At 60.1% G+C, this 20,636-nt stretch carries 21 protein-coding genes; 10 read left to right on the plus strand and 11 right to left on the minus strand.

All coding sequences use genetic code 11. The features are described from left to right. Positions 1-22: 22 nt before the first annotated feature. Positions 23-505 (minus strand): hypothetical protein, encoded by a 483-nt coding sequence (locus HB633_RS10145; protein WP_213777969.1) that lies wholly within the window; start codon positions 503-505, stop codon positions 23-25. A gap of 93 nt (positions 506-598) precedes the next feature. Between HB633_RS10145 and HB633_RS10150 the strand changes: the two genes are divergently transcribed. From HB633_RS10150 to HB633_RS10160, 3 genes are all read left to right on the plus strand, one after another. Continuing rightward, positions 599-1,099 carry a hypothetical protein gene (locus HB633_RS10150; RefSeq protein ID WP_213777970.1) on the plus strand — a complete coding sequence of 167 codons (501 nt, stop codon included), beginning with the start codon at positions 599-601 and terminating at the stop codon, positions 1,097-1,099. Between the two features lie 136 nt (positions 1,100-1,235). Next, a complete protein-coding gene (locus HB633_RS10155) occupies positions 1,236-2,108 on the plus strand; it encodes an AraC family transcriptional regulator (protein WP_213777971.1) in 873 nt (290 codons plus the stop codon). A 317-nt stretch (positions 2,109-2,425) separates the two neighbouring features. Beyond that, positions 2,426-2,896, plus strand: a complete 471-nt coding sequence (locus HB633_RS10160) for a ribonuclease (RefSeq protein WP_213777972.1) — start codon at positions 2,426-2,428, stop codon at positions 2,894-2,896. Positions 2,897-3,256: 360 nt separating this feature from the next. On the opposite strand, the gene HB633_RS10165 is transcribed toward HB633_RS10160, so the two are convergent. Then, positions 3,257-3,442 (minus strand): hypothetical protein, encoded by a 186-nt coding sequence (locus HB633_RS10165; RefSeq protein WP_213777973.1) that lies wholly within the window; start codon positions 3,440-3,442, stop codon positions 3,257-3,259. Between the two features lie 398 nt (positions 3,443-3,840). Here HB633_RS10165 and HB633_RS10170 point away from each other — a divergent pair, with 398 nt between their 5' ends. Continuing rightward, positions 3,841-5,520 carry an ATP-binding cassette domain-containing protein gene (locus HB633_RS10170; protein ID WP_213777974.1) on the plus strand — a complete coding sequence of 560 codons (1,680 nt, stop codon included), beginning with the start codon at positions 3,841-3,843 and terminating at the stop codon, positions 5,518-5,520. A 466-nt stretch (positions 5,521-5,986) separates the two neighbouring features. Next, the gene (locus HB633_RS10175; protein ID WP_213777975.1) at positions 5,987-6,748 is read left to right on the plus strand and encodes a DUF4239 domain-containing protein; all 762 of its coding nucleotides are present in this window, start codon (positions 5,987-5,989) and stop codon (positions 6,746-6,748) included. Positions 6,749-6,793: 45 nt separating this feature from the next. Here HB633_RS10175 and HB633_RS10180 read toward each other — a convergent pair whose 3' ends face one another. Then, on the minus strand, positions 6,794-7,525 hold the full coding sequence (locus HB633_RS10180; RefSeq protein ID WP_213777976.1) for a glucose 1-dehydrogenase: 732 nt from the start codon (positions 7,523-7,525) through the stop codon (positions 6,794-6,796). A 100-nt stretch (positions 7,526-7,625) separates the two neighbouring features. Here HB633_RS10180 and HB633_RS10185 point away from each other — a divergent pair, with 100 nt between their 5' ends. Beyond that, positions 7,626-7,994: a helix-turn-helix domain-containing protein gene (locus HB633_RS10185; protein WP_213777977.1), complete on the plus strand. Its 369-nt coding sequence runs from the start codon at positions 7,626-7,628 to the stop codon at positions 7,992-7,994. A 6-nt stretch (positions 7,995-8,000) separates the two neighbouring features. Here HB633_RS10185 and HB633_RS10190 read toward each other — a convergent pair whose 3' ends face one another. Next, positions 8,001-8,777, minus strand: a complete 777-nt coding sequence (locus tag HB633_RS10190) for a helix-turn-helix transcriptional regulator (protein WP_213777978.1) — start codon at positions 8,775-8,777, stop codon at positions 8,001-8,003. Between the two features lie 97 nt (positions 8,778-8,874). On the opposite strand from HB633_RS10190, the gene HB633_RS10195 reads away from it, so the two are divergent. Genes HB633_RS10195 through HB633_RS10205 form a run of 3 tightly spaced genes read left to right on the plus strand, consistent with a single transcriptional unit; the run spans position 8,875 to position 10,658 of the window. Beyond that, positions 8,875-9,135 (plus strand): hypothetical protein, encoded by a 261-nt coding sequence (locus HB633_RS10195; protein WP_213777979.1) that lies wholly within the window; start codon positions 8,875-8,877, stop codon positions 9,133-9,135. Between the two features lie 10 nt (positions 9,136-9,145). Continuing rightward, positions 9,146-10,105: a zinc-binding alcohol dehydrogenase family protein gene (locus HB633_RS10200; RefSeq protein WP_213777980.1), complete on the plus strand. Its 960-nt coding sequence runs from the start codon at positions 9,146-9,148 to the stop codon at positions 10,103-10,105. Between the two features lie 49 nt (positions 10,106-10,154). Further along, on the plus strand, positions 10,155-10,658 hold the full coding sequence (locus HB633_RS10205; protein WP_213777981.1) for a MarR family winged helix-turn-helix transcriptional regulator: 504 nt from the start codon (positions 10,155-10,157) through the stop codon (positions 10,656-10,658). Here HB633_RS10205 and HB633_RS10210 read toward each other — a convergent pair. The 7 genes from HB633_RS10210 to HB633_RS10240 form a co-directional block, all read right to left on the minus strand. Further along, complete coding sequence (locus tag HB633_RS10210; RefSeq protein WP_213777982.1) at positions 10,655-12,904, minus strand: molybdopterin cofactor-binding domain-containing protein; 2,250 nt, start codon at positions 12,902-12,904, stop codon at positions 10,655-10,657. The two genes, HB633_RS10205 and HB633_RS10210, sit on opposite strands and share 4 nt — an antisense overlap. Before the next feature lie 23 nt (positions 12,905-12,927). Then, positions 12,928-14,244: an MFS transporter gene (locus HB633_RS10215; protein WP_213777983.1), complete on the minus strand. Its 1,317-nt coding sequence runs from the start codon at positions 14,242-14,244 to the stop codon at positions 12,928-12,930. A 47-nt stretch (positions 14,245-14,291) separates the two neighbouring features. Then, a complete protein-coding gene (locus HB633_RS10220) occupies positions 14,292-15,524 on the minus strand; it encodes a porin (protein ID WP_213777984.1) in 1,233 nt (410 codons plus the stop codon). Positions 15,525-15,800: 276 nt separating this feature from the next. Continuing rightward, complete coding sequence (locus HB633_RS10225) at positions 15,801-16,439, minus strand: N-carbamoylsarcosine amidohydrolase (RefSeq protein WP_213777985.1); 639 nt, start codon at positions 16,437-16,439, stop codon at positions 15,801-15,803. A 25-nt stretch (positions 16,440-16,464) separates the two neighbouring features. After that, positions 16,465-17,499 carry a 2,5-dihydroxypyridine 5,6-dioxygenase gene (locus tag HB633_RS10230; RefSeq protein WP_213777986.1) on the minus strand — a complete coding sequence of 345 codons (1,035 nt, stop codon included), beginning with the start codon at positions 17,497-17,499 and terminating at the stop codon, positions 16,465-16,467. 9 nt (positions 17,500-17,508) lie between these two features. Further along, a complete protein-coding gene (locus HB633_RS10235; protein WP_213777987.1) occupies positions 17,509-18,336 on the minus strand; it encodes an alpha/beta hydrolase in 828 nt (275 codons plus the stop codon). A gap of 53 nt (positions 18,337-18,389) precedes the next feature. Further along, positions 18,390-19,142, minus strand: coding sequence for an Asp/Glu racemase (locus tag HB633_RS10240; protein WP_213777988.1), 753 nt, complete (start codon positions 19,140-19,142; stop codon positions 18,390-18,392). Positions 19,143-19,449: 307 nt separating this feature from the next. Between HB633_RS10240 and HB633_RS10245 the strand changes: the two genes are divergently transcribed. Next, positions 19,450-20,610 (plus strand): FAD-dependent monooxygenase, encoded by a 1,161-nt coding sequence (locus HB633_RS10245; protein WP_218626717.1) that lies wholly within the window; start codon positions 19,450-19,452, stop codon positions 20,608-20,610. Positions 20,611-20,636: the final 26 nt, after the last annotated feature.

A 20,636-nucleotide genomic window follows, 5' to 3' on the forward strand; every position in this document is an offset into this window, starting at 1 on the left:
CAGCCTGTTCATGTATTCCGGTCTAGCTAATCTTCGATTTGAACCATGCGGTACTTTCCGAGGTGAGCAAAAATAACCCGGCGGCTGTTTCCGCGGCAATGATTATTAAACCCATGGCATTGTTCTGATCGGAGGATAACCCGTGCGCAGACAGATGATAAAGACTTGTGATGATGAGGTATGCCGTGAATAAAAGCGCGAGGTTTCTTGCCCAAAGTTTTCCGGCTGAAAGCCGCATGATAGTAAATGCATAGAAGACCGAGATTGCGGAGAGCAGCGCAAACACCGTAATCGCCGCTTCTATGTCCGGGCGAGTACTGAAACGCGGAAGACCCACTCCACGAACAATACGGACTATAAAAACTGCAAATCCAATCCAATAGACTGCGACTGCCGCTCGAATCCAGTTGGGAGTATTGTTGCCTGGGAAAAAGATGAAATTGGTTTCTGCTTTCAAAGGAACCTCCGCTAATTTCAAATCAGAGCCGCCCGGTTTGCCGATCATAGTCCCGATTCAGAGGTTGTTGTATCGGGAAATAGCTGGTTGCGCCGGGCAAATTGGATAGGCGTTCAGTTTCAGATACCCGGACGACAGATCATGGCAGATACCGTAACCAATGTAAGCAAAGCAACCGAAGCTGATCTGGAAGGAATTCTGGAGCTTCAGGCCGCAAATCAGATAGAGCAGGGCGGTACGCTGTCGGCTAGTTTGCCGCGGTCCCGGATCGTTGCGATGATGGACAGCATGCCGCTTATCGTTGCGCGTCGTAACCGCAGAGTTACCGGCTTTCTTATGGCGACCACACGGCAAATGAATGCCGATATGCCCATCGTCCAAGCCATGTTTGCCGCCTATCACGGCACGGCTGACGCGTACGTGTACGGGCCAGTTTGTGTTGATGTGCAGGAGCGGGGCAAAGGGTTGGCACAGGTGATGTTTGCGGAATTGCGTCGTCTGGAACCGGGACGTGAAGGGGTTCTTTTTATACGGCATGACAACGAGGCATCGTTTCGGGCGCACGCAAGGATGGGAATGCGCGAGGTCGCGGAGTTCCAGTTCAACGGGTCTGGCTTTGCAGTTTTTTCTTACGTCGGGTAGGACCATCCAGCGCGCCCGCGAAGCTGGAGCGGGCCTTTACCGGACACGCCGTCTTCAGGTTTGAGCAAGAGCGGCTAGGCGCAATGTCGCGGCTATGAGCGACCATAGCGCAAGTCGCACGATTCAAATCCAGACCATGCAAACTCACGTTGACGCCACTCGCGCATACACAAAACGCTTCGATGCCGTACTTGCGTACATCGACATGAACATCGAGGGCGACCTGTCGGTTGAAGCGCTAAGTCGCATTGCGAACTTCTCGAAGTTCCATTTTCATCGACAGTTTGCCGCGTATGTCGGAATGCCGGTCGCGCGCTTCGTGCAGTTGATTCGCTTGCGCAAGGCTGCACACCGCCTCGCTTCACGTGAGTTCTGTTCGGTGCTCGATGCCGCGTACGACGCGGGCTTCGAAAGCCCCGAAGCCTTCAGTCGCGCGTTCAAGCGCGCGTTTGGTATGGCGCCGAGTTCATTTCGACAGCAGCCCAATTGGCAGATCTGGAGTGCGACGTTTATCGTCCCATATCTTTCGAGGAAACTCACTATGCAAGTCAAGGTCATCGATTTTTTTGAGGCACGCGTCGCCGCGCTTGAGCACTGCGGATCGCCTGGGCTCGTTAACGAGAGCGTGCGGAAGTTCATCGACTGGCGCAAGCAAAGTGGTCAGTCGCCGATTGCGTCGAGCAAAACTTTTGGCATTCCGCGCAATAACCCGGAAACGACACCGGCAGATGCATTTCGCTTCGACATCTGCGGAGAAATTGACGAGCCGGTGGCATTGAACGCCTACGGTATCCGCGAAGTCGTCATTCCGGGCGGTCGATGCGCAGTGGTTCGGCATACCGGATCGCCCGACCACATCGGCGAAACAATCTATCCGATCTACCGTGATTGGCTTCCCGGAAGCGGAGAAGAACTTCGGGACCATCCACTGTTTTTTCATTACCTGAGTGTCTTTCCGGAAACGCCGCAAGACCAATGGCGCACCGATATCTACATTCCTCTTGTGTGACGGGGAGGGGAAAGGTGAACCGATCGTCGTTGGGATGCGATCGGCCACTACTCCTGGACCTCGACCCAGAATAACGCTGCGTTCGGCACAGACTATTTCACACGGACCGCAGTAGCCAAGTCAAACATACTGGTCAATGCGCCGGCCGAAACGAAATATCTCTATCAAGAGCTCGACGCGACGGGACAGCGGCTCTCGGGTGCCAGCAGATACACGGTGACTTTTGCGAAGGGCGAAACGTTGATTCGCCCTGCCATAAGCGCTAACCTGAATGCTCGTGATCGTCGAAGGCCACACAACCGGGAGATATCCGCATCATGAAGCGAGCATGGGCTTACTCTTGCACGCTCGCTCTGAGCGCTATCCTTGTTGGATGCGGTAAGGACGACTCGCGAACCACTACTCAGGAACCGGGGGCACCCGCAAGCCAGGCAGCGGCCCCGCTCGGGCAAGCCGCAAGCGACACACTTGCTGCATCTCACCCGCAGGGACAAAGCGTGCTGGCCGTTGTCACTCACGCGCAGTTGCCAGCGGAAGCTTCCGAAACATTCCGTCTAATCAAAGCGGGCGGCCCTTACCCGTTCTCCGAGGATGGCGTCCTGTTCCGCAATAGCGATGCACTGCTGCCGCAGCATCCGCGGGGCTATTACCACGCGTACACAGTTCGTACGCCTGGCGCTGCGGATCGCGGGAAGCGCCGGATCATATGTGGAGGACTGCGCCGGCAGACCAGCGACTGCTATTACACCGACGATTACTATGTCAGTTTTAAACGCGTTGCTCAGTGACTGCAGCCAATTGTTGGAGTCCTGCGACCGCTCAGCTGTTCACAGATAGCCCGCTACCCAAGAGCCTTCCTCCGGTAACGGACTACATCGTCTTAACGGCAACGGTGTTCCCAATGATGATGAACGCGTACCTTATGACATTCGCGATGATGATGGTACGGCGCGGCGATCGCCGGGACGATTGTTGCAAAGGTTACGGTTGCAGCGGCAAGCGCGAGGATCAAGGTTTTCATGTAACAACACCGATGGAGAGTTGAGAGACGGACGAAGCAAAGCTTTGCTGTTCCGCACACTGAGTAACAACCGTGATAACGGCATCCTCAACCACTTCTAAAGACATTCCGCCAGAAGGCGGCTAGATCAATGCAGCCTGGAGCGCATGTATTCCGAAACCACCAGGTGGAACGGCGCACAGAGCAAGCCGTGGCTCTCGGCGTAGGCGACAATGATGTCGAACTGATCGCCGGAGCAGGAAAAGGTTTGACGCTTTGGACCTACCGCGATCTTGAGTCTCGCCGCATGCGGCACCACCGGTAATTGTTTCACTCGATTCCCTTGATGAACTTCATCGACCGTGACGGCACTTGTCCCGATGTCGAAGACATCTACCGATCGCTTTACATTAGACGAATTGTGCTCGGGTTGATCAGGTAGATCCGTCCGCTATCGAACAATGCGCTTTAGGGTCTATAGAGATGAAAAGGCAAGTTAGCCTTGCTTTTCCGACGCTTTTTACGCGGCGTGTGACGGAACCCGGCCAAGAACTGTTGGTTACCGTCTGTTCCTGGCCCCGCACCCGCAATGCCCGGTGAGCCAGTGTCCGCTTCGGTTTGCGCCAGCCAGGTGCCGCAAAGTGCGAACAGCGCTTCACTCGTGCGGCCAGAAAAGAGACCGCCCAGTACGTCGGTCGGCTATCATGCGTGTCCTCTCCGAAGTAGCTCTTTATGATTTCCGTCCGTAATGTCACGCTGCGCCGTGGCGTCAACGTCGTGCTCGATAGCGCGTCCGTCACCTTCACTCCTGGCGAAAAGATTGGCCTTGTTGGCCGTAATGGCGCTGGCAAGTCGTCCTTTTTCGGCCTTCTCAACGGCACGTTGCACGAAGACGGCGGCGAGTTTTCCATCCCCGCTGCATGGAAGATGGGCCAGGTCGCGCAGGACATGCCGGAGACTGAGCAGAGTGCGACCGACTTCGTAGTCGACGGTGACACTGCACTGCTGGCAGCGCAGGCTGAAGTAGACGCCGCTGAGGCCAGCGACGACGGCATGCGCATGGCGCACGCCTACATGGCCCTGCACGACGCCGGTGCGCACGATGCCCCCGCGCGTGCCCAAGCGCTGATCCTGGGCCTTGGCTTCAGTGCTGCGCAGCTCAGCCAGCCGGTCAACAGTTTCTCCGGCGGCTGGCGCATGCGACTGCAGCTGGCGCGCGCGCTCATGTGTCCGTCCGACTTGCTGTTGCTCGACGAACCGACCAATCACCTGGACCTCGACGCGCTGGTCTGGCTGGAAGCGTGGCTCAAGCGCTATCAAGGAACCATGGTCGTGATCAGCCACGATCGTGAATTCCTCGACGCGGTGACGCAGGTTACGGTGCACGTCGACAACGCCAAGCTCGTGCGTTACGGCGGTAACTACAGCAAATTCGAAGAGATGCGCGCCGAGCAGATGCTGTTGCAGCAGGCCTCGATGGCCAAGCAGGCGGACAAGATCGCCCACTTGCAGAAATTCATCGACCGTTTCAAGGCCACGGCCTCGAAGGCGAAGCAGGCGCAGAGCCGGGTCAAGGCGCTCGAACGCATGGAAAAGATCGCGCCGGTGCTTGCAGACGCAGAGTTCACCTTCGAGTTCAAGGAGCCGCTCAACGTCCCGAATCCGCTTTTGTCGATGCTGGACGCGAGCTTCGGCTACCCGGCGCCGACCGACGCACCGCCTGATTCACCGCCGACGGTCATCGTGCGGGGCATCAATCGGTCCGTGCTGGCGGGGCAGCGCATTGGCATTCTCGGTGCCAACGGCCAAGGCAAGTCCACGCTGGTGAAGACGGTGGCGCACGAACTCGCGCCGATTGCCGGCGAAATCAGCGAAGGCAAAGGCCTGAACATCGGCTACTTCGCACAGCAGGAACTCGACGTGCTGCGTCCTCTCGACACGCCGATGGAACACATGATCCGCCTTGCCAAGGACACGCCGGCGAACATGCGCGGCCCCGGCCAGAGTGGCACCGAACAATCGCTTCGCACCTTCCTCGGCACCTTCAATTTCAGTGGCGACATGGTCCACCAGAAGGTCGGCACGATGAGCGGCGGCGAAAAGGCGCGCCTCGTGTTGTGCATGATCGTGTGGCAGCGTCCCAACCTGCTGCTGCTCGACGAGCCTACCAATCACCTCGACCTGTCTACTCGCGAAGCGCTAGGCATGGCACTCAACGGATTCGAAGGCACGGTGATGCTGGTCAGTCACGACCGGTCCCTGTTGCGTGCGGTGTGTGACGAGTTCTGGCTTGTCACCAAGGGCGGCGTAGAGCCCTTCGATGGCGATCTGGACGATTACCAGGAGTTCCTGCGCGACGAAGCCCGTCGCATGCGCGAGCAGGCAGCAGCGGAGCAAAAGGTCGCCGCCTGAATTTCTAATTCGTTGTTTTGTTCGACGCTCGGCTAAACCGTTGTTCCACGACAGTCGAGCCCCATTGTTTTCCCTCTGCCTCGCGAATCGTCGACGATGACCAACGCAGATGGGCCACGCCCGCTGTATCGTCGCTATCAATTGTCAGCGAAGCCAGCGACCTTCCATTTTCCACGTAAAGTCAAAGCGCCTTGTCAGGAGCCGGCAAGGACGCCACAAACCCGGCCAGCCCTATGCAACCGGGCTGATAGCCTTCGACAAAAACATCCTGCGGGATCGAGGCGCCAGGCGTTTGCTCGCGCACAGGTTGGACCCAGCGAGTCAACATTACACCGGGTTTCACCGCCTTAAGTCGTTCGGTTGACTGATCCTATACTGCACTTGCTGCGCAGCACGCAACGCGTACCATCGAGGTGGCTCAATCCATTGCAGCGTTTTCCCGACATTTGGGGCGAGGCAGGCAAGCATGGCGCTGATCGCAACCGCAATCCTGATATTCGCCATTCTGAGTTCGGCGGGGATCGGCTGTCTTTTTTTCCATCACCGAGTGATGTCCCGCCATCACGATGACGCGACACTGAGCGTGATCAGGCTGATCGCGGGTATTTTCGTGGTGATGACGTCGCTGGTTCTTGGCCTGATGATCAACTCGGCAAAAAACAGGTTCGACGGGATCAATCGCGACGTTCACGCTTTCGCCACCGATCTGGTTCTCCTCGATCGAACACTGCAACTCTATGGTAGCGATGCCGCTGACGCGCGGCGACGCCTGGCCAGGTACGTGGAGCGCGCAGCGGACGGGAAGTGGACCAGCCGCGATCCGCTTCTGGTGTCGGACAAGACTTCCGAGGAGTTGCTCAACGACGTCGGAAATAGCCTTCGATCCTTTTCTCCGGCTGATGGCGAGCATCTGGCCGTATGGAACGACGCCCGGCAGGAATACAGCAAGATCGTCGAGTTGCGCTGGGCTCTGCTGGAGCAATCGGAGGGATCCATTCCCCCGCCAATCGTGGCAATGGTCGTGACCTGGCTGTTGCTTGTGTTCGCGAGTTTCGGATATCGCGCGCCGCGCAATGCCATAGTCATTGGCAGTCTTCTCGTTGCGGCGGCACTGATGTCGAGCACGATATATTTGATCCTCGAACTCGACGCTCCCTTTTCAGGCGCCATCAGCGTTTCTCCGGCACCGCTCCAACGGGTGCTGGCCGAAATGAAGCGGCAACCCTAGTTTCGGCATTTGCCGCCGTTGCACCGCCGGGCGATAACCGCTCACTCAAACCTGTGTCATCCCTCCATCGATACACAACTCCGCACCGGCCACAAAACTGCTATCCGACGACGCAAGGAACAATGCCGCGTCCGCCACTTCCTCGGGACGGCCCAAACGATCCAACGGAATCCGGCTGGTCAGCGAAAGCCGTACTTCATCGCTGACGTTTTCGAACATGGGTGTATCGATGGGACCGGGGCTCAGCACATTCACGCGAATTTTTCTTGCCGCCAGTTCAGCGGTCCACGTACGCGCGTATGACCGCACGGCTGCTTTCGTGGCCGAGTAGGTCCCGTAGCCCGGATTACCAATCGACCCGGCAATCGATCCCACCAATACGATGCTGCCGCCGCCAGCCATGTGTTGCACCGCGCGCTGCACGGTGAACACCATGCCCCGGACATTCACGTCGAAGGCTTTATCGAAATGTTCTTCGGTCGTGGATTCGAGCGTCGAGTATTCTGACACTCCCGACGACGTCACGAGGATATCCAGCTTGCCGGCCTTCGCCTTGACGGTATCGAACAGCCGGTCGAGATCGCCCGCATTCGTCACGTCGCCTTGCACGGCTTCCACGCGACCGCCGATCAGTGCAACAGCTTCATCGAGCTGAGCCTGGCGACGGCCGGTGATAAAAACATGGGCGCCTTGCTCGGCAAAACGCCGGGCTATTGCGAGACCAATTCCGCTATTGCCACCCGTGACAACCGCTGTCTTTCCTTCGAGCTTCAGCACAGTCAACCCCTTGTTTGTTCGGTGCGGCTGAAGATACACCGTGTATATTTAGTGTCAATTACGCACCGTGCGTAGACTAGATATACGAGAGGAAACCGTCATGGCGTCGAAGGTGGAACCGCCGCTCGCCGAGATCAACGCAACGCGGCCTGTCCTTGAACAGATCGCGAACAAATGGTCGGTGCTGATCCTGACCGTGCTGTGCACCGAACCCTCGCGTTTCAACGCGATCAAGCGACGCCTCGACCCGATCACGCACAAGGCGTTGACGGAGGCGTTGCGCCGGCTGGAGAGAAACGGGTTGGTCAATCGACGCGTCATAGCGTCATCGCCGGTGGCGGTCGAGTATTCGATCACGCCGCTCGGCCGAACGCTACAGGACCCGTTCGAGGCGCTCGTGCTGTGGGCGGCGAAGCATGGCGGCGGTATTGAAAGGGCGCAGCTGAATTACGATGAAAGGACAGTTTGAGCCGGATCACCCGGCAGACCTGTACCGCCCCGGCGTGGTCCCCAACGCCCGCCGGAACATATCGATAAACGCGCTGACGTTGTCGTATCCCAGTTCAAGCGCGATGGTGGTCACCGCGACGCCATCCGCGATCAGTTCCAGCGCGCGAAGCAAACGCGCCTGCTGACGCCATTGCGCGAAGCTCAAGCCCGTCTCTTCCACGAACCGGCGGCTGAGCGTTCGCGGCGCGAGACCCGCCCACGCCGCCCATTCCTCGAGGCGACGGTTATCGGACAAATCGCCGGCCAACGCATCCGTTATCCGGATGAGCCGCGCATCTTCGGGACGCGGAAGCGCCAGCGATTCTTCTTTCGATGCCGCCAGTTCGTCGATGACAACTTCTGCGATCCTCGCCTGTGTCTGGTCCAGCTCGGCGCCGGGCCAGGTCGCGGCGCGGCGCACTGCTTCGCGCAATAGCGGCGTTGTCCTTATCGCGCGGGGATCCGCCGGCAGATTTGCACATCGGCGTTCGGTGATGAAAACGCTCCAGCCCGAGAACGGCCCGTACGAGCGCACCGAATGCACGCAATGCGGCGGAATCCAGATCGCGTGCACGGCGGGGACGACCCAATGCTGCTTGTCGAGTCCGACCGACATCAGTCCGCTCAACGCGCCCATGAGTTGCCCGCGCGCATGGCTGTGCGACGGCGTGGCGCGCGCCTCGTCCTGCGTCAGTTCCGCCGCAGCGAGAAACGGACCGTCGGGCGAGGTCACGAGATCAGGTCGGATCAAATATGAAGTCATGGCTGAAACGCGGTATTGATTGGCATTTATACCGGAGACCGGCCGATTCCGCACGCCTAAACTGGCTTCACTCTTACTGCTTCAGGAGGCCACCGCAATGCGAGCCCAAGACATTCTCCCCGACCATGTTAATCAGGCCGACTTGGGCGGGATCACGATCCGCAAGGGTACCGTTGCCGCGTTTCTCGCGAATGCGCGCGTTTGGACCAATCTGGAAACCACCGCAACGGCACGTGCCGAAGCCGAGACGGACATGCTCGAAGCGCTGCCGGCGCTGCGCGCCGTCGGCTTGTTCGAAGTCCTGGATATCCGCGATAGCGCCTTGCGCGCCTGGGTCGCCGCAAACATCAAAGACTGAGGAAAACGCCATGAAAGCTGCAATCATCAAAGCGCCGGGCCAAGGCCCCATTTACGCCGACTTCGATAAACCCGCCGCGCACGCAGGTCATCGGCTGATCGAGGTGACGGCGAGTGCGCTGAGTCATGTTGCGCGGGCGAGGGCGTCGGGGACGCATTATTCGTCGGCAGCGACGTTCCCGTTCGTTGCGGGCGTCGATGGAACCGGACGTCTGGAAGACGGACAGCGGGTCTATTTTTTCAAGCCGGAAGCGCCGTTTGGGTCGTTCGCCGACTACACGATCGTGTCCGGCGATCATTGCGCCAAGCTGCCCGATGCGCTCGATGATGTCACCGCTGCGGCCATCGCGATTCCGGGCATGTCGTCATGGGCGGCGCTCGTCGAGCGGGGCGGGTTCGCCGCGGGCGAGACGGTGCTGATCAACGGCGCAACGGGCACCTCCGGGCGCCTCGCGGTGCAGATCGCGAAGCACCTTGGCGCGGGGAGGATCATCGCGACCGGGCGGCGCAAGGCTGCGCTTCAAGCGATGAAACTCGCCGGCGCCGACGTCACGATTTCGTTGGAACAGGATGAGGATGCGTTGAACCGCGCCTTCGAGTCGCAATTTGCCGTAGGCGTGGATGTGGTGCTGGATTACTTGTGGGGAACCAGCGCCCGGGCGTTGCTGATCTCGGCGGCCAAGGCATCGCCCGACGATCATCCGGTCCGCTTTGTCCAGATCGGTTCGATCAGCGGCGCTGATATCCAGTTGCCGGCCGCCGTCCTGCGCTCGGCGGCGATTACGCTTTCGGGCAGCGGGATTGGAAGTGTTCCGCTGCCTCGCCTTCTGCATGCCATGCAGGAAGTGTTCAACGCGGCTGTTCCCGCCGGATTGCAGACCGAAACCCAGGTCGTATCGCTCGCGGATATCGGCAAGCATTGGGCAAATACAGACAGTTTGCGTCGAACCGTCTTTGTTCCCAGGCCTTAAACGTCGAAGCAGCATGCCGGAGGTATAACGTGTACGCTACAATTGGCGCATGGCTAAAAAATCCCCTCTCGCTGCTGCCAAGGACGTTCGTGTTGTTGCGGACGTCCCGAACGCTCCCGGCGCCGACGCGTATCACTTCTCCGAGCAGATCGGCCACCTGCTGCGGCGCGCCTATCAGCGCCACGTCGCGATTTTCCAGGCGGCGATTCCTGATTCAGATCTGACCGCCGCGCAATTCGTGACGCTGTGCGCAGTGAAGGAGCAGCAATCCTGCTCGTTGAACGATATCGTCAAGGCGACCGCCATCGATCAGGCAACCATTCGCGGCGTGGTCGAACGGCTCAAGGCACGTTCGCTGATCGTTGTTTCCCCCGATCCGCTCGATGGACGCAAGCTTTTGGTTCGCACTACACCGGAAGGTCTTGCGCTGATTGATCAGAGCATTCCGTTCGCCAAGCAAGTCAGCGAGCAAACGTTCGGCGGACTGAACCCGGCCGAACGCGTGGCGATCGTTTATCTGTTGAAGGCAATGACGCGGGCGGAAGAGGGTTAAGGCGCGGGCAACAAAGCCGCCTTCAACGCAGCCCGCACCACATCCGCCGTAAACGGCGCTTCACGAAACCTCACGCCGGTAGCATCGAACAGCGCATTGGCAATAGCCGCCGCGCCCGGCAACGACGCCGACTCGCCCGACCCAAGCGGCGGTTCTCCCTGCCGCTCCATTTGCACGACATCGATTGGCGGCAATTCCGGGAAGCTCAGGATTGGGTAACTGCCCCATTCGCGGCTGGCAACCAGGCCATCGGTAAAGCGAACACGCTCTTTCAATACACGGCTGAGCGTTTGAATGACGTTGCCGTGGATCTGATGACGCACGCCATCGGGATTGACGACGGTCCCGGTGTCCTGCCCGACGGTCACGCGCTTCATCCGTATCTCGCCAGTGACGCGGTCCACTTCCAGATCGACGATCCACGCCGACCATGCCGCGCCAAACCCCGGAAAGCGGCTATGAACGTAACGCGCATATGCCACGCCGCGGCCTTGCAACAGGCGCGCGGTCGGGACGTTGGGCTTTACTCGACGTTGCCAGCCCGCCCGCATGGCCACAGCCTCCAGCAATTCCTTTGCGCGCTGGTCCTGCAAATGCCGCAACCGGAATTCAAGCGGATCGGCGCCGGTCTCGACCGCGAGTTCATCGATAAACACATCGTGCGCAAACGAGTTCGGCAGCGCCGATACCCCCCTGAACCACGACGCCCTGATTAGCGGCGCCATGTCGTTGCAAACAAATCGCCGATGCTCGAACGCGTACGGCGACACCGCCGTCCGGTCGCCCATCTCGAAGACACGCGGTTCGGCCGGCATTGCGCCCGTGAGCAGCAGCGCCAGCAACGGCGCATCGTTCGATGGATACCGCGACGCGAACTCATACGCGAGCGTCTCGCCGCTGTCAGACACGGTGCCGGTCACGTCGACCACTTGCGCGGTGCCTTTGGGTTCCCATTGATGTTCATCGGCGCGCGATAGCTGCACGCGCACGGGCCGACGCATCGCGCGCGAAAGCAGCAGTGCGTCGCCGGCGACATCATCGGCGCAATTGCGGCCATAGCATCCGGAGGCCTCCATGCGCACGATATCGATGTCACCCTCCGCGCGCTCCACGAGGCGCGACAGGTCGTAGCGCAAGCTCTGCGGATTCTGCGTTCCCGACCACACGGTGATGCGGTCATCGCGATAATCGGCGAGCGCGCAGGATGGTCCTATCGATGCATGCATCTGGTAGGGCCACACATACGTGCGCGTCAGCGTCGTGGTATTGGCCTTGCCTTGCACGGATGCGACATCGCCTTCTTCGAGCAGCAAGCGCCGCTTGGCGGGCGCGTCCGATATTGCCTTCGCGGGGTCATCGAGAGAAGGCAGCGACGGCATCGGACGCCATTTCACGCGCAATGCGCGGGCGGCGCGAATGGCCTGTTCCTCGCGCTCGGCGACCACGCCGATGAAGTCGCCGATCACCACGACACCACGCACGCCCGGCAGCGCTTCAACCAAGGCACGATCCACATCGATCAGCATCTTGCCGATGAACTCGCCGCAATCATGGCCCGCATACGGCGGTCGCACCACGCGCCCGTGCAACATGCCCGGCACGCGCATGTCGTGCACGAAGGTCAGCGCGCCGGTCGCCTTGGCGGGCAGATCGACGCGTGGCGAAGCGCGTCCAACAATACGATACGTCGACGGATCTTTCACCGCGACGGTGATGTCGAGCGCGAGCGTCAGACGCTCGCCTCGAAGCAATGCGCCGAACGTGAGGCGGGTGTCGTCGGGCGCGATCACGCAACCGTCGTCGGTACGAAGCAGCGCGGCATCCATATCCCACGCACGTGCCGCCAATCCAATCAACGCGAGCCGCGCCTGCGCCGCCGCGAAGCGCAGCGGTACGGCTGAAATCTGGATCGTGGCGCTCGCAATCGTCGGTCCCTGGTTCGGCACTTCCGCCGAATCCCCGAGGGTCATCTGCACGCGCGCGACGGGGACATCCAGTTCTTCCGCCACGATCTGTCCAAGCGACGTGCGTATGCCCGTTCCCAGATCCACGTGACCGTTGAACGCGAAAATGCGGTCATCGTCGAGAATGGAGACGAATATTTCCGGCGTGTCCTGAACATACGAAGACCCGCTGCCCGGTTGCCCGGGCGCGGGTTTTACCGGCGCGGCGGGCTGCCTGATTATGTTCAGGCAGCCGTTGCGCGCGAGCAGTTCACCTCGGGAAGGCGTTCCTGCAATGGGCATGACGCGTTATCCAGAAAATGCGTTTATCGATTAACAATACTCTTGGGCATCGCCAGCGCCAAGAGACATCCGGCCAGCATGCAAATGCCGAAGGTGATCAAGCCGGCGCTCATGCTGTGCGTGGTGTCCTTCATCCAGCCGAGCACGTAGGTGCTTGCAAAACCGCCGAGGTTCGCGATCGAACATGCGAACGCGATGCCCGCAGCCGCCGCCGTGCCGCGCAGGAACGTGGAGGGCAGCGCCCAAACGACCGGCATTGCCGCGGCCACGCCTGCATTCGCAATCGACAACAGGATCACGGTAATCGCCGTACTGCCGCTGAAGAACGTGCTCGCAATCAGACCAAACGCCGTGCATGCAAACGGCACGACGATATGCCAGCGGCGTTCGCGATACTTGTCCGAACTCGCGCCTGTCACCAGCATCATGATCACGGCGAGCGCATTCGGAATTGCCGTCAGCATGCCGATTTCCAGCGCGCTTTTTACGCCCGAATCGCGGATGATGCTGGGCAGCCAGAAGCTGATGGCATACGTCCCCAGCAGCACGCACAAATCGATCAAACCCAGCGCCCACACCTTCGGGTCCGTGAACGCGTCGCGCAGACGATGTCCCTTGCCTGCGTGCGATTCCTGCGCGAGATCGTGCTTCAGGCGCCGGCGTTCATCGTGATCGAGAAACTTGGCCGATTCCACCGTATTTGGCAGGTAAAAGAACACCAGCACACCGAGCACAATGGACGGCAATGCCTCCAGCCCGAACAGCCATTGCCAGCCTTGCCAGCCGTGCATGCCATCGAAGAAAGTCAGGATCCAGCCGGACAACGGCCCGCCGATCAGGCTCGACAACGGCAGTCCCATCATGAAGAGCGCAATGATCTTGCTGCGCCGTGCATCGGGGAACCAGTTTGTCAGGTACAGCAGCACGCCTGGCAGAAAACCCGCTTCGGCCACGCCCAGCATGAAACGCAGCACGTAGAACTGGCCGGGCGTTTTGACGAACATCGTGAGGCCGGAAAGGATGCCCCACGTGACCATGATCCGCGCAATCCAGAGCTTCGCGCCGACCTTCTGCAAGATCAGGTTGCTCGGCACTTCGAACAGGATATAACCGACAAAAAAGAGGCCGGCACCGAGTCCGTAGACGGTATCGCTGAAATGCAGAGCATCGAGCATCTGCAGTTTCGCGAGGCCCACATTCACGCGGTCCAGATAAGCCGAGAAATAGCACAGGCAAAAGAACGGAATCAGCCGCCAGGTGAGCTTGCGGTACAGCTCGCGTTCTGCCTGGGCGTCGGTGTGCAGCGTGCCGCGCGCAGTGTCCGTGATCGGGGTCGACATGAGGTGTCTCCTGAAAATCCGACTGAAATAAGTTGCTGTGAATACGTTCAGAACAGGTGATAAAGCCCGAGCGTTCCGGCGAACTGTCCGGCGGTCGCGGCCGATGCGCCGAGCGTCAGGTCGCCGGCCACGCCGGTCGCGGCGACGATCTGACCGCGCGCGTTGACCGCATTGCCGCTGGCGCGCACGTAGACGGCCTGCGCATAGACGCCGGTGCGTTTTGAGAGCGAGTAGTTGATGCCCGTCACGTACTGGTTGTAGTGCGCCGTGCCGGCTTCGCCCTTCGACGTGGATACATCGTGGCGCGCCGTGTAGCCGTATTCGGCGAACAGTTGCGTCGCCGGCGTGACGAGGTATTTGAGGTAAGTGGTGTAGTTGTCGAAGACGGCGGAGCCATCGAAGAGCGAGTTGCTTCCGGCTATGTATCGCGTATTCGTGTACGTCAGACCTGCGCGCAATCCGCCGATCTGGTATTGCGCTGCGAGCGCCGCGAACTTGGCGCTCGCAGCGCTCGCATACCCTTCATTCACCGATGAATTGAACACGCTGTCCGCAGTCGCGGTCCATGTGGCTGGATCGGCGGTGACTGAGCGGCGCATGTCCACATAGCTTGCTGCCAGCGCGAGCGGTCCCTGCGCGTACGATCCGCCGACGCTCCACGTCGAGCCGGATGACATCGTGCCGGCCGTGCCGCCGAACGAATACAGACCGCCGAAGCGGAAGCCGCTCAACAGCGGGCTCGTGTACTTGATGGCGTTATCGACGCGCGCGATGGTGTCGAGATGATCCAGGTCGCCGACGTGCACGAAACTGCTGCCCATGCCGTAGATCATGTTGCCCACGTACTCGTTCGCCGAGTCGTACTGGCGGCCCAGCGTGACCGTGCCGTACTTCGAATTCGATAAACCCGCGAACGCCTGCCGTCCGAACAAACGCCCGTTGTTTCCCAGTGCGCCGTTCGATGGCGTGAAGCCGTTTTCAAGCGTGAAGATGGCCTGATTGCCGCCGCCGAGATCTTCGGTTCCCTTGAAGCCGAAACGCGATCCCCACACCACGCCGTTCGCCATGCGCGCGACGGACCCGCCCGTGAAATTGCCTGCGGCGTTGGCCGTTGTGCGCACATTGTTCACCCAGGTGATGCCCGAATCGACCGCGCCGTACAGCGTGACTTGCGCATGGGCCGCGTGGGGCAAGGTTGCTGTAGCGATGACAGCGGCGGTGGCGGCCGCGGGTTTGAACATCCGGTTGCGTGAGTAAAGCGAACGCGAAAAATGAGTCATGAATTTTGGCTGGATGACTTCGTTGTAGACGCGGGTACATCGAGTTCCGCGAGGGGCGACGACTACGCTGTTTTCAGGTGCAGACGTGAGCGTCGCGGCACCTCTAAAGTTACGAAACCAAAATCCGAAAAGCAACAGATTTATAACAAAATATCGTTATAAATCAATTAGTTAGGGTTATTGCTTCAGGCGTGTCGAAACGTCCCGTGGGCTCTACCCACAGGACGCTTCAAGGTGAAAAACGAGTTGATTCAGGCGCGGTTTGGAGTGACTGCCCTAGCGATTTTCGATACTCGAAAGCGCTTCATCGAGCGTCATCACGGCGGCGTATTTCTGCTGCATGTCGAAGAGGTTGGCATCGTGCGGACCGATGGCGCGATCGCCGACGCAATCAGAAATAACCAGCGGCCGGAAGCCATGCGACATGGCATCGACGACGCTCGCGCGCACGCATCCACTCGTCACCGCGCCCGCCACGATCAACGTCTGCACCGCGCGCTGTGACAACCACGGCGCGAGCTGCGTGCCAAAGAACGCGGACGGCACGGTCTTGCGTACAACGAGTTCGCCGGCTGCCGGCGTGAGTTCGGGCACGATCGCGCTGTTCGGATGATCTTCCGTCAGCGTCGCCATGCCGGGGACTTTCAGCGAGAAGACGTTGTCGTCGCTGCCATCGGCGGCATAGACGATACGGCTATGCGCAACCGGCCATTTGTGGCGCCGTGCGGCGGCGAGCAAATGCGTGGTGCGTTCGATAGCCGGCGCGATATTGCCGCCGCCAAAAGTCTTCGGGTCCGCGAAGCCGACCACGAAGTCCACGATCAGCAAACCGATATTGCCTTTCACGGGCAACGGCGTGCCGAATCCCTGTTGCTTGTAGACGCCGGATTCCGCGTGGCTCTGGATGTCGCTCATTCAAATGCTCCGGTTCAAGATTGGGTTAGCGGTCCATCACCACGCCGTCGCGGACCACGGCGTCGCCGTCGAGCATCACATCGCAATGACGCAGCGGGATGTCGATATGGCACGTCGTGGTGCGTTTGCCGCCGGCTTCGTTATTGGGCCCAAGCGAAAACAGGAAGTTGCCTTCGAACGCGCGTGCATCCATGCCGATGGTCGCCTCGCGGTCGTAGAGCCCGAGCGTCGACCAGCGTGCGCGCGGCTGCAGACCCCAGCCGATATGCGAGATCGCGTAACCTTCGGGATCGTTGAACGACGCCATGTAATCGCTGAGCAGGGCGGCGTCCACGCCACCATCGATGCGCGTTGCGTAACCGTTTTCCACCGTCAACGTGATCGGATCGGACACGTAGCGTTTTTGCGGCAAGAGAATGTCGCCGCGATCGATCACGATCTGTCCGCTTGCCTGGCCTTCGTTCGGGAACGTCAGCACGAAACCGCTTGGCCAATGATCCCAGCGGCCGGGTTCATCGACGAAACCGTATTCCGAGATCGCCGGGAATTCGCCGAGCGGACAGACCAGTTCCGTGCCCGCCTTCGACTTCACGCGCATTTCCTTCGATGCCGTGATCCGCGCCGCCGCCGCGCGCACGCGCGTGCGGTCGGCTTCGGTCGGAACCATGCGCGCGAGGACTTCCGGCGGTTCGACGGCGAGCAGGATCTTCGTGCCGGTTTTGAGGATCTCGTGCTGCTCGGGCGAAAACAGCAGCGTCATCAGGTCCAGCACGAGATCGCTTTCCTTCAACGCCGCGATGGCCGCGTGATTGCCGGTCAACGGCGTCGTGCCGAGGTAAGCCAGCGAATCGCGGCTCAGCGCTTTCTCGCCGTTTACCGGCAACAGGTCGAGCCGGTTGACGATCGCACCCATCGACTGCGTGGCGATCAGCGCGCTCGAAAGCGTCTGCGGATGCGTGGACGCGCTCGTGAGGATGGTGACGGTCTGGCCGGCCTCCAGCTTCGACAACGTCAACACCTCTTTCCACGCGGCAATCATTTCGTAATCGCTGATAGGCATGACAGCTCCTTAGATGAGTTTGGCGCCGAGGAAATCGCCGAATGCTTCGTAGAAGCCGGCTTCGTTGTCCCACGGAATCATGTGGCCGGCGTCCGGCACGCGCGTGTGCAGCAAGCCGGGTGCGAGCGCCTGCATTTCCTTCACGTCTTCGTCGAGGACGACGTCGCCGCGTGCAGCCGTGATCAGCAGCGACGGCACGCGCAAGAGCGGCAGGTCGGCGTAGATATCGTCGGTGTGGAAACCATCGAACGAGGCGAGCATGGCGCGTTCGTCGCAGGTATGGAGCCATTGCGCGCGCACGCGACGTTGTTCTTCAGTCCAGGTCGGGCAGAAGGCGAGCATGCCTTCCGCGTCGATACCCTTCACTGCAAGGCGGATCGAATCCACGTACCACGGCAGCTTCGCCGGATATGCGCGGCGGCCGGGACCGGACACGGGAGGATCGACGAGAACCGTGCGCGTCAGGCCTTTTGGCGCAGTGCGGGCAGCACGGATTGCAATGCGCGCACCCATGGAGTGGCCAACGAGCGCATAGTGTTCAAGACCGAGCGTTTGTGCCAGCGCGATGACATCGGCGGCTTGCGCGTCGAGACTGTAGTCGAGCGTTGCGGACGCCTCCGACAAACCCCGGCCTCGGACATCGAGCACGTAGGTATCGAACTGGCGGCCGAGCACTTCGCCGACAAAACCCCACGTGACCGCCGGGCTCGTGATGCCGGGGATGAGGATTACGGCAGGGCGGTTGGTGCGCACGCCGTCGGCGCCGCCGTAGCGCAGGAAATGCTGGCGAATGCCGTTGGCATTGACGTTCGCGCCGTAGAGCAAAGTTGAGTCCATCGCGGAGTCCGTAGATGAGTCGAAAGCTTTCAATGAAAGGTCCGGCGAGCCGATCAATATGCGCCCGACAACAGCGCGCCTGCGCCCGGCACGACGCGTTCGAGATCGAGTTCGCGCAGCATGGCGTAGGTCGTGGCAATCGCGGCGGTGATTACCGGCTTGCCCGTCATTGCTTCCACTTGCGGCACCGCAGCAAGCGATGGCATTTGCACGCACGCCGACAATACGATCGCATCGACGTCCTTGTAGTTCAGCGCCTTCACGATTTCCGGCAAGAGGCGCGGATCGTGACGGCCGACGTCCAGATTGTCGGGAATTTCGAGCGCACGGTAATCCACGACTTCAAATCCTTCCGAGCGGATGTAATCCACCACGAGTTCGGTCAGCGGCTTCATGTAAGGCGCGACCACCACAATACGCTTCGCCTTGATCACCTTCAGCGCGTCGACGAGCGCGCCCGCGCTCGTAATGACCGGCGCCGAGCCACCGTTTTCGACCGTACGTTCGTGCAGGCGCTTCTGGGACACCCGGTGATAACCGTGACCCATCGCCATGATCGCGACGAGACAGGCATAACCCAGCACGTCCACGCGCGCGTCGCTCAATTCCAGAGCGCAGCGATCCGATTCCGCGTCCATGGCCGCGAGTTCTTCCTTCACCACCTTCTTCATGCGCATGCGGCTCGAATGGAACGTGAAGCGTTCCGGGCGGATGGTCTGACGCGCGAGCAGCATGGCCGGGATCTCGGTTTCCATCGTGGTATTCGAGCTCGGCACGATCTGGCCGATGCGGAAGCTTTTGGTCATCTGTTCGACTCCGTATTTCGTGGGCCGCACGGGGCAGCTTGCGTGGTTCATTGAATGCGTCAGGAAAGTCTAGTGTACACGTTGGAATATAACAAGATTCCACAAATAAATTTTAATGGTGCAGCAATGCTTTATGTTGGTGAAAACCCTTATAAATCGCACCGATAAAGGGCTTCACCGCACTTATCGAGAGCAATTGAAAATTTTCTTTACCCAAAATAATGCAATGTGTACACTCGATATCAGTTCATTCAACAGGCTCGGCTGAAGGACTTTTCGCCCGAGCGCCAGACATGGAGAGATCATCATGAGCAAACCCCGTATCGCGATTGTTGGCGCGGGCCTTGGAGGAACGGCGGCGGCCGCCTTGATGCAGCGCGCCGGTTATTCAGTGCGCCTGTACGAGCAGGCGCCGGCGTTCTCGCGTCTCGGCGCGGGCATCCATCTCGGGCCGAACGTGATGAAGATCATGCGTCGCATCGGTTGCGAAGATGCGCTGAACGTCATGGGATCGCATCCGGACTTCTGGTACAGCCGCGACTGGAAAAGCGGCGAGGCGATCGCGCAGATTCCGCTCGGCGATTTCGCGGTGAAGGAATATGGCGCGACATACCTGACGGTGCATCGCGGGGATTTCCATGCGCTGATGACCGAAGCCGTGGCGCCGGGCACCATCGAATTCAACAAGTGCCTGACCAATATCGAAGAAACCGACAAGGACGTGCGCCTGACATTTGCGGATGGCAGCGTTGAGACGGCTGACATCGTGATCGGCGCCGATGGCGTGAACTCGAAGATCCGCGATCATTTGCTCGGCGCGGAACCGCCGCGTTATACGGGTTATGTGGCGCATCGCGCGGTGTTTCCGGCGTCGTTGCTCGGCACCGATCCGTTCGACCTGTGCGTCAAGTGGTGGTCGGAAGATCGTCACATGATGGTGTATTACGTCACGTCCAAGCGCGATGAAATCTATTACGTGACGGGCGTTCCGCAAGCCGAGTGGCCGGCGGGACAATCGGTTGCGCCGAGCAGCCGCGACGAGATGCGCGAAGTTTTCGCGGGTTACCATCCGTCGGTGCAAAAGCTGATCGACGCCACGCCGGAAGTCACGAAGTGGCCGCTGCTGGAACGCGATCCGTTGCCGTTGTGGAGCCGTGGCCGCCTGGTCCTGCTCGGCGACGCCTGCCATCCGATGAAACCGCACATGGCGCAAGGCGCGGCCATGGCGATCGAAGATGCGGCCATGCTGACACGTTGCCTCGACGAGATCGGCGTGAACGATTACACGAACGCGTTTGCGTTGTACGAAGCGAATCGCGCGGAGCGTGCTTCGAAGGTGCAACTGGTGTCGCACAACAACACGTGGTTGCGCACGAACGAAGATCCGGCGTGGGTATTTGCGTATGACGTATTCAACGAGCCGTTGAAGTCGCCGGCGGCGAAGCAGGCTTCGGTGGCTGCGGCCTAAATTAGAAGACCCAGACATGAGCGTGT

This window comes from Caballeronia sp. dw_276 (assembly GCF_018449635.1).
Classification (GTDB): Bacteria; Pseudomonadota; Gammaproteobacteria; order Burkholderiales; family Burkholderiaceae; genus Caballeronia.

Excerpts from the sequence above, each read along its gene's own strand:
- HB633_RS10145 (WP_213777969.1), bottom strand. The coding sequence starts at position 505 with ATGATCGGCAAACCGGGCGGCTCTGATTTGAAATTAGCGGAGGTTCCT.
- HB633_RS10150 (WP_213777970.1), top strand. The coding sequence starts at position 599 with ATGGCAGATACCGTAACCAATGTAAGCAAAGCAACCGAAGCTGATCTG.
- HB633_RS10155 (WP_213777971.1), top strand. The coding sequence starts at position 1,236 with ATGCAAACTCACGTTGACGCCACTCGCGCATACACAAAACGCTTCGAT.
- HB633_RS10160 (WP_213777972.1), top strand. The coding sequence starts at position 2,426 with ATGAAGCGAGCATGGGCTTACTCTTGCACGCTCGCTCTGAGCGCTATC.
- HB633_RS10170 (WP_213777974.1), top strand. The coding sequence starts at position 3,841 with ATGATTTCCGTCCGTAATGTCACGCTGCGCCGTGGCGTCAACGTCGTG.
- HB633_RS10175 (WP_213777975.1), top strand. The coding sequence starts at position 5,987 with ATGGCGCTGATCGCAACCGCAATCCTGATATTCGCCATTCTGAGTTCG.
- HB633_RS10185 (WP_213777977.1), top strand. The coding sequence starts at position 7,626 with ATGGCGTCGAAGGTGGAACCGCCGCTCGCCGAGATCAACGCAACGCGG.
- HB633_RS10190 (WP_213777978.1), bottom strand. The coding sequence starts at position 8,777 with ATGACTTCATATTTGATCCGACCTGATCTCGTGACCTCGCCCGACGGT.
- HB633_RS10195 (WP_213777979.1), top strand. The coding sequence starts at position 8,875 with ATGCGAGCCCAAGACATTCTCCCCGACCATGTTAATCAGGCCGACTTG.
- HB633_RS10200 (WP_213777980.1), top strand. The coding sequence starts at position 9,146 with ATGAAAGCTGCAATCATCAAAGCGCCGGGCCAAGGCCCCATTTACGCC.
- HB633_RS10205 (WP_213777981.1), top strand. The coding sequence starts at position 10,155 with ATGGCTAAAAAATCCCCTCTCGCTGCTGCCAAGGACGTTCGTGTTGTT.
- HB633_RS10210 (WP_213777982.1), bottom strand. The coding sequence starts at position 12,904 with ATGCCCATTGCAGGAACGCCTTCCCGAGGTGAACTGCTCGCGCGCAAC.
- HB633_RS10215 (WP_213777983.1), bottom strand. The coding sequence starts at position 14,244 with ATGTCGACCCCGATCACGGACACTGCGCGCGGCACGCTGCACACCGAC.
- HB633_RS10220 (WP_213777984.1), bottom strand. The coding sequence starts at position 15,524 with ATGACTCATTTTTCGCGTTCGCTTTACTCACGCAACCGGATGTTCAAA.
- HB633_RS10225 (WP_213777985.1), bottom strand. The coding sequence starts at position 16,439 with ATGAGCGACATCCAGAGCCACGCGGAATCCGGCGTCTACAAGCAACAG.
- HB633_RS10230 (WP_213777986.1), bottom strand. The coding sequence starts at position 17,499 with ATGCCTATCAGCGATTACGAAATGATTGCCGCGTGGAAAGAGGTGTTG.
- HB633_RS10235 (WP_213777987.1), bottom strand. The coding sequence starts at position 18,336 with ATGGACTCAACTTTGCTCTACGGCGCGAACGTCAATGCCAACGGCATT.
- HB633_RS10240 (WP_213777988.1), bottom strand. The coding sequence starts at position 19,142 with ATGACCAAAAGCTTCCGCATCGGCCAGATCGTGCCGAGCTCGAATACC.
- HB633_RS10245 (WP_218626717.1), top strand. The coding sequence starts at position 19,450 with ATGAGCAAACCCCGTATCGCGATTGTTGGCGCGGGCCTTGGAGGAACG.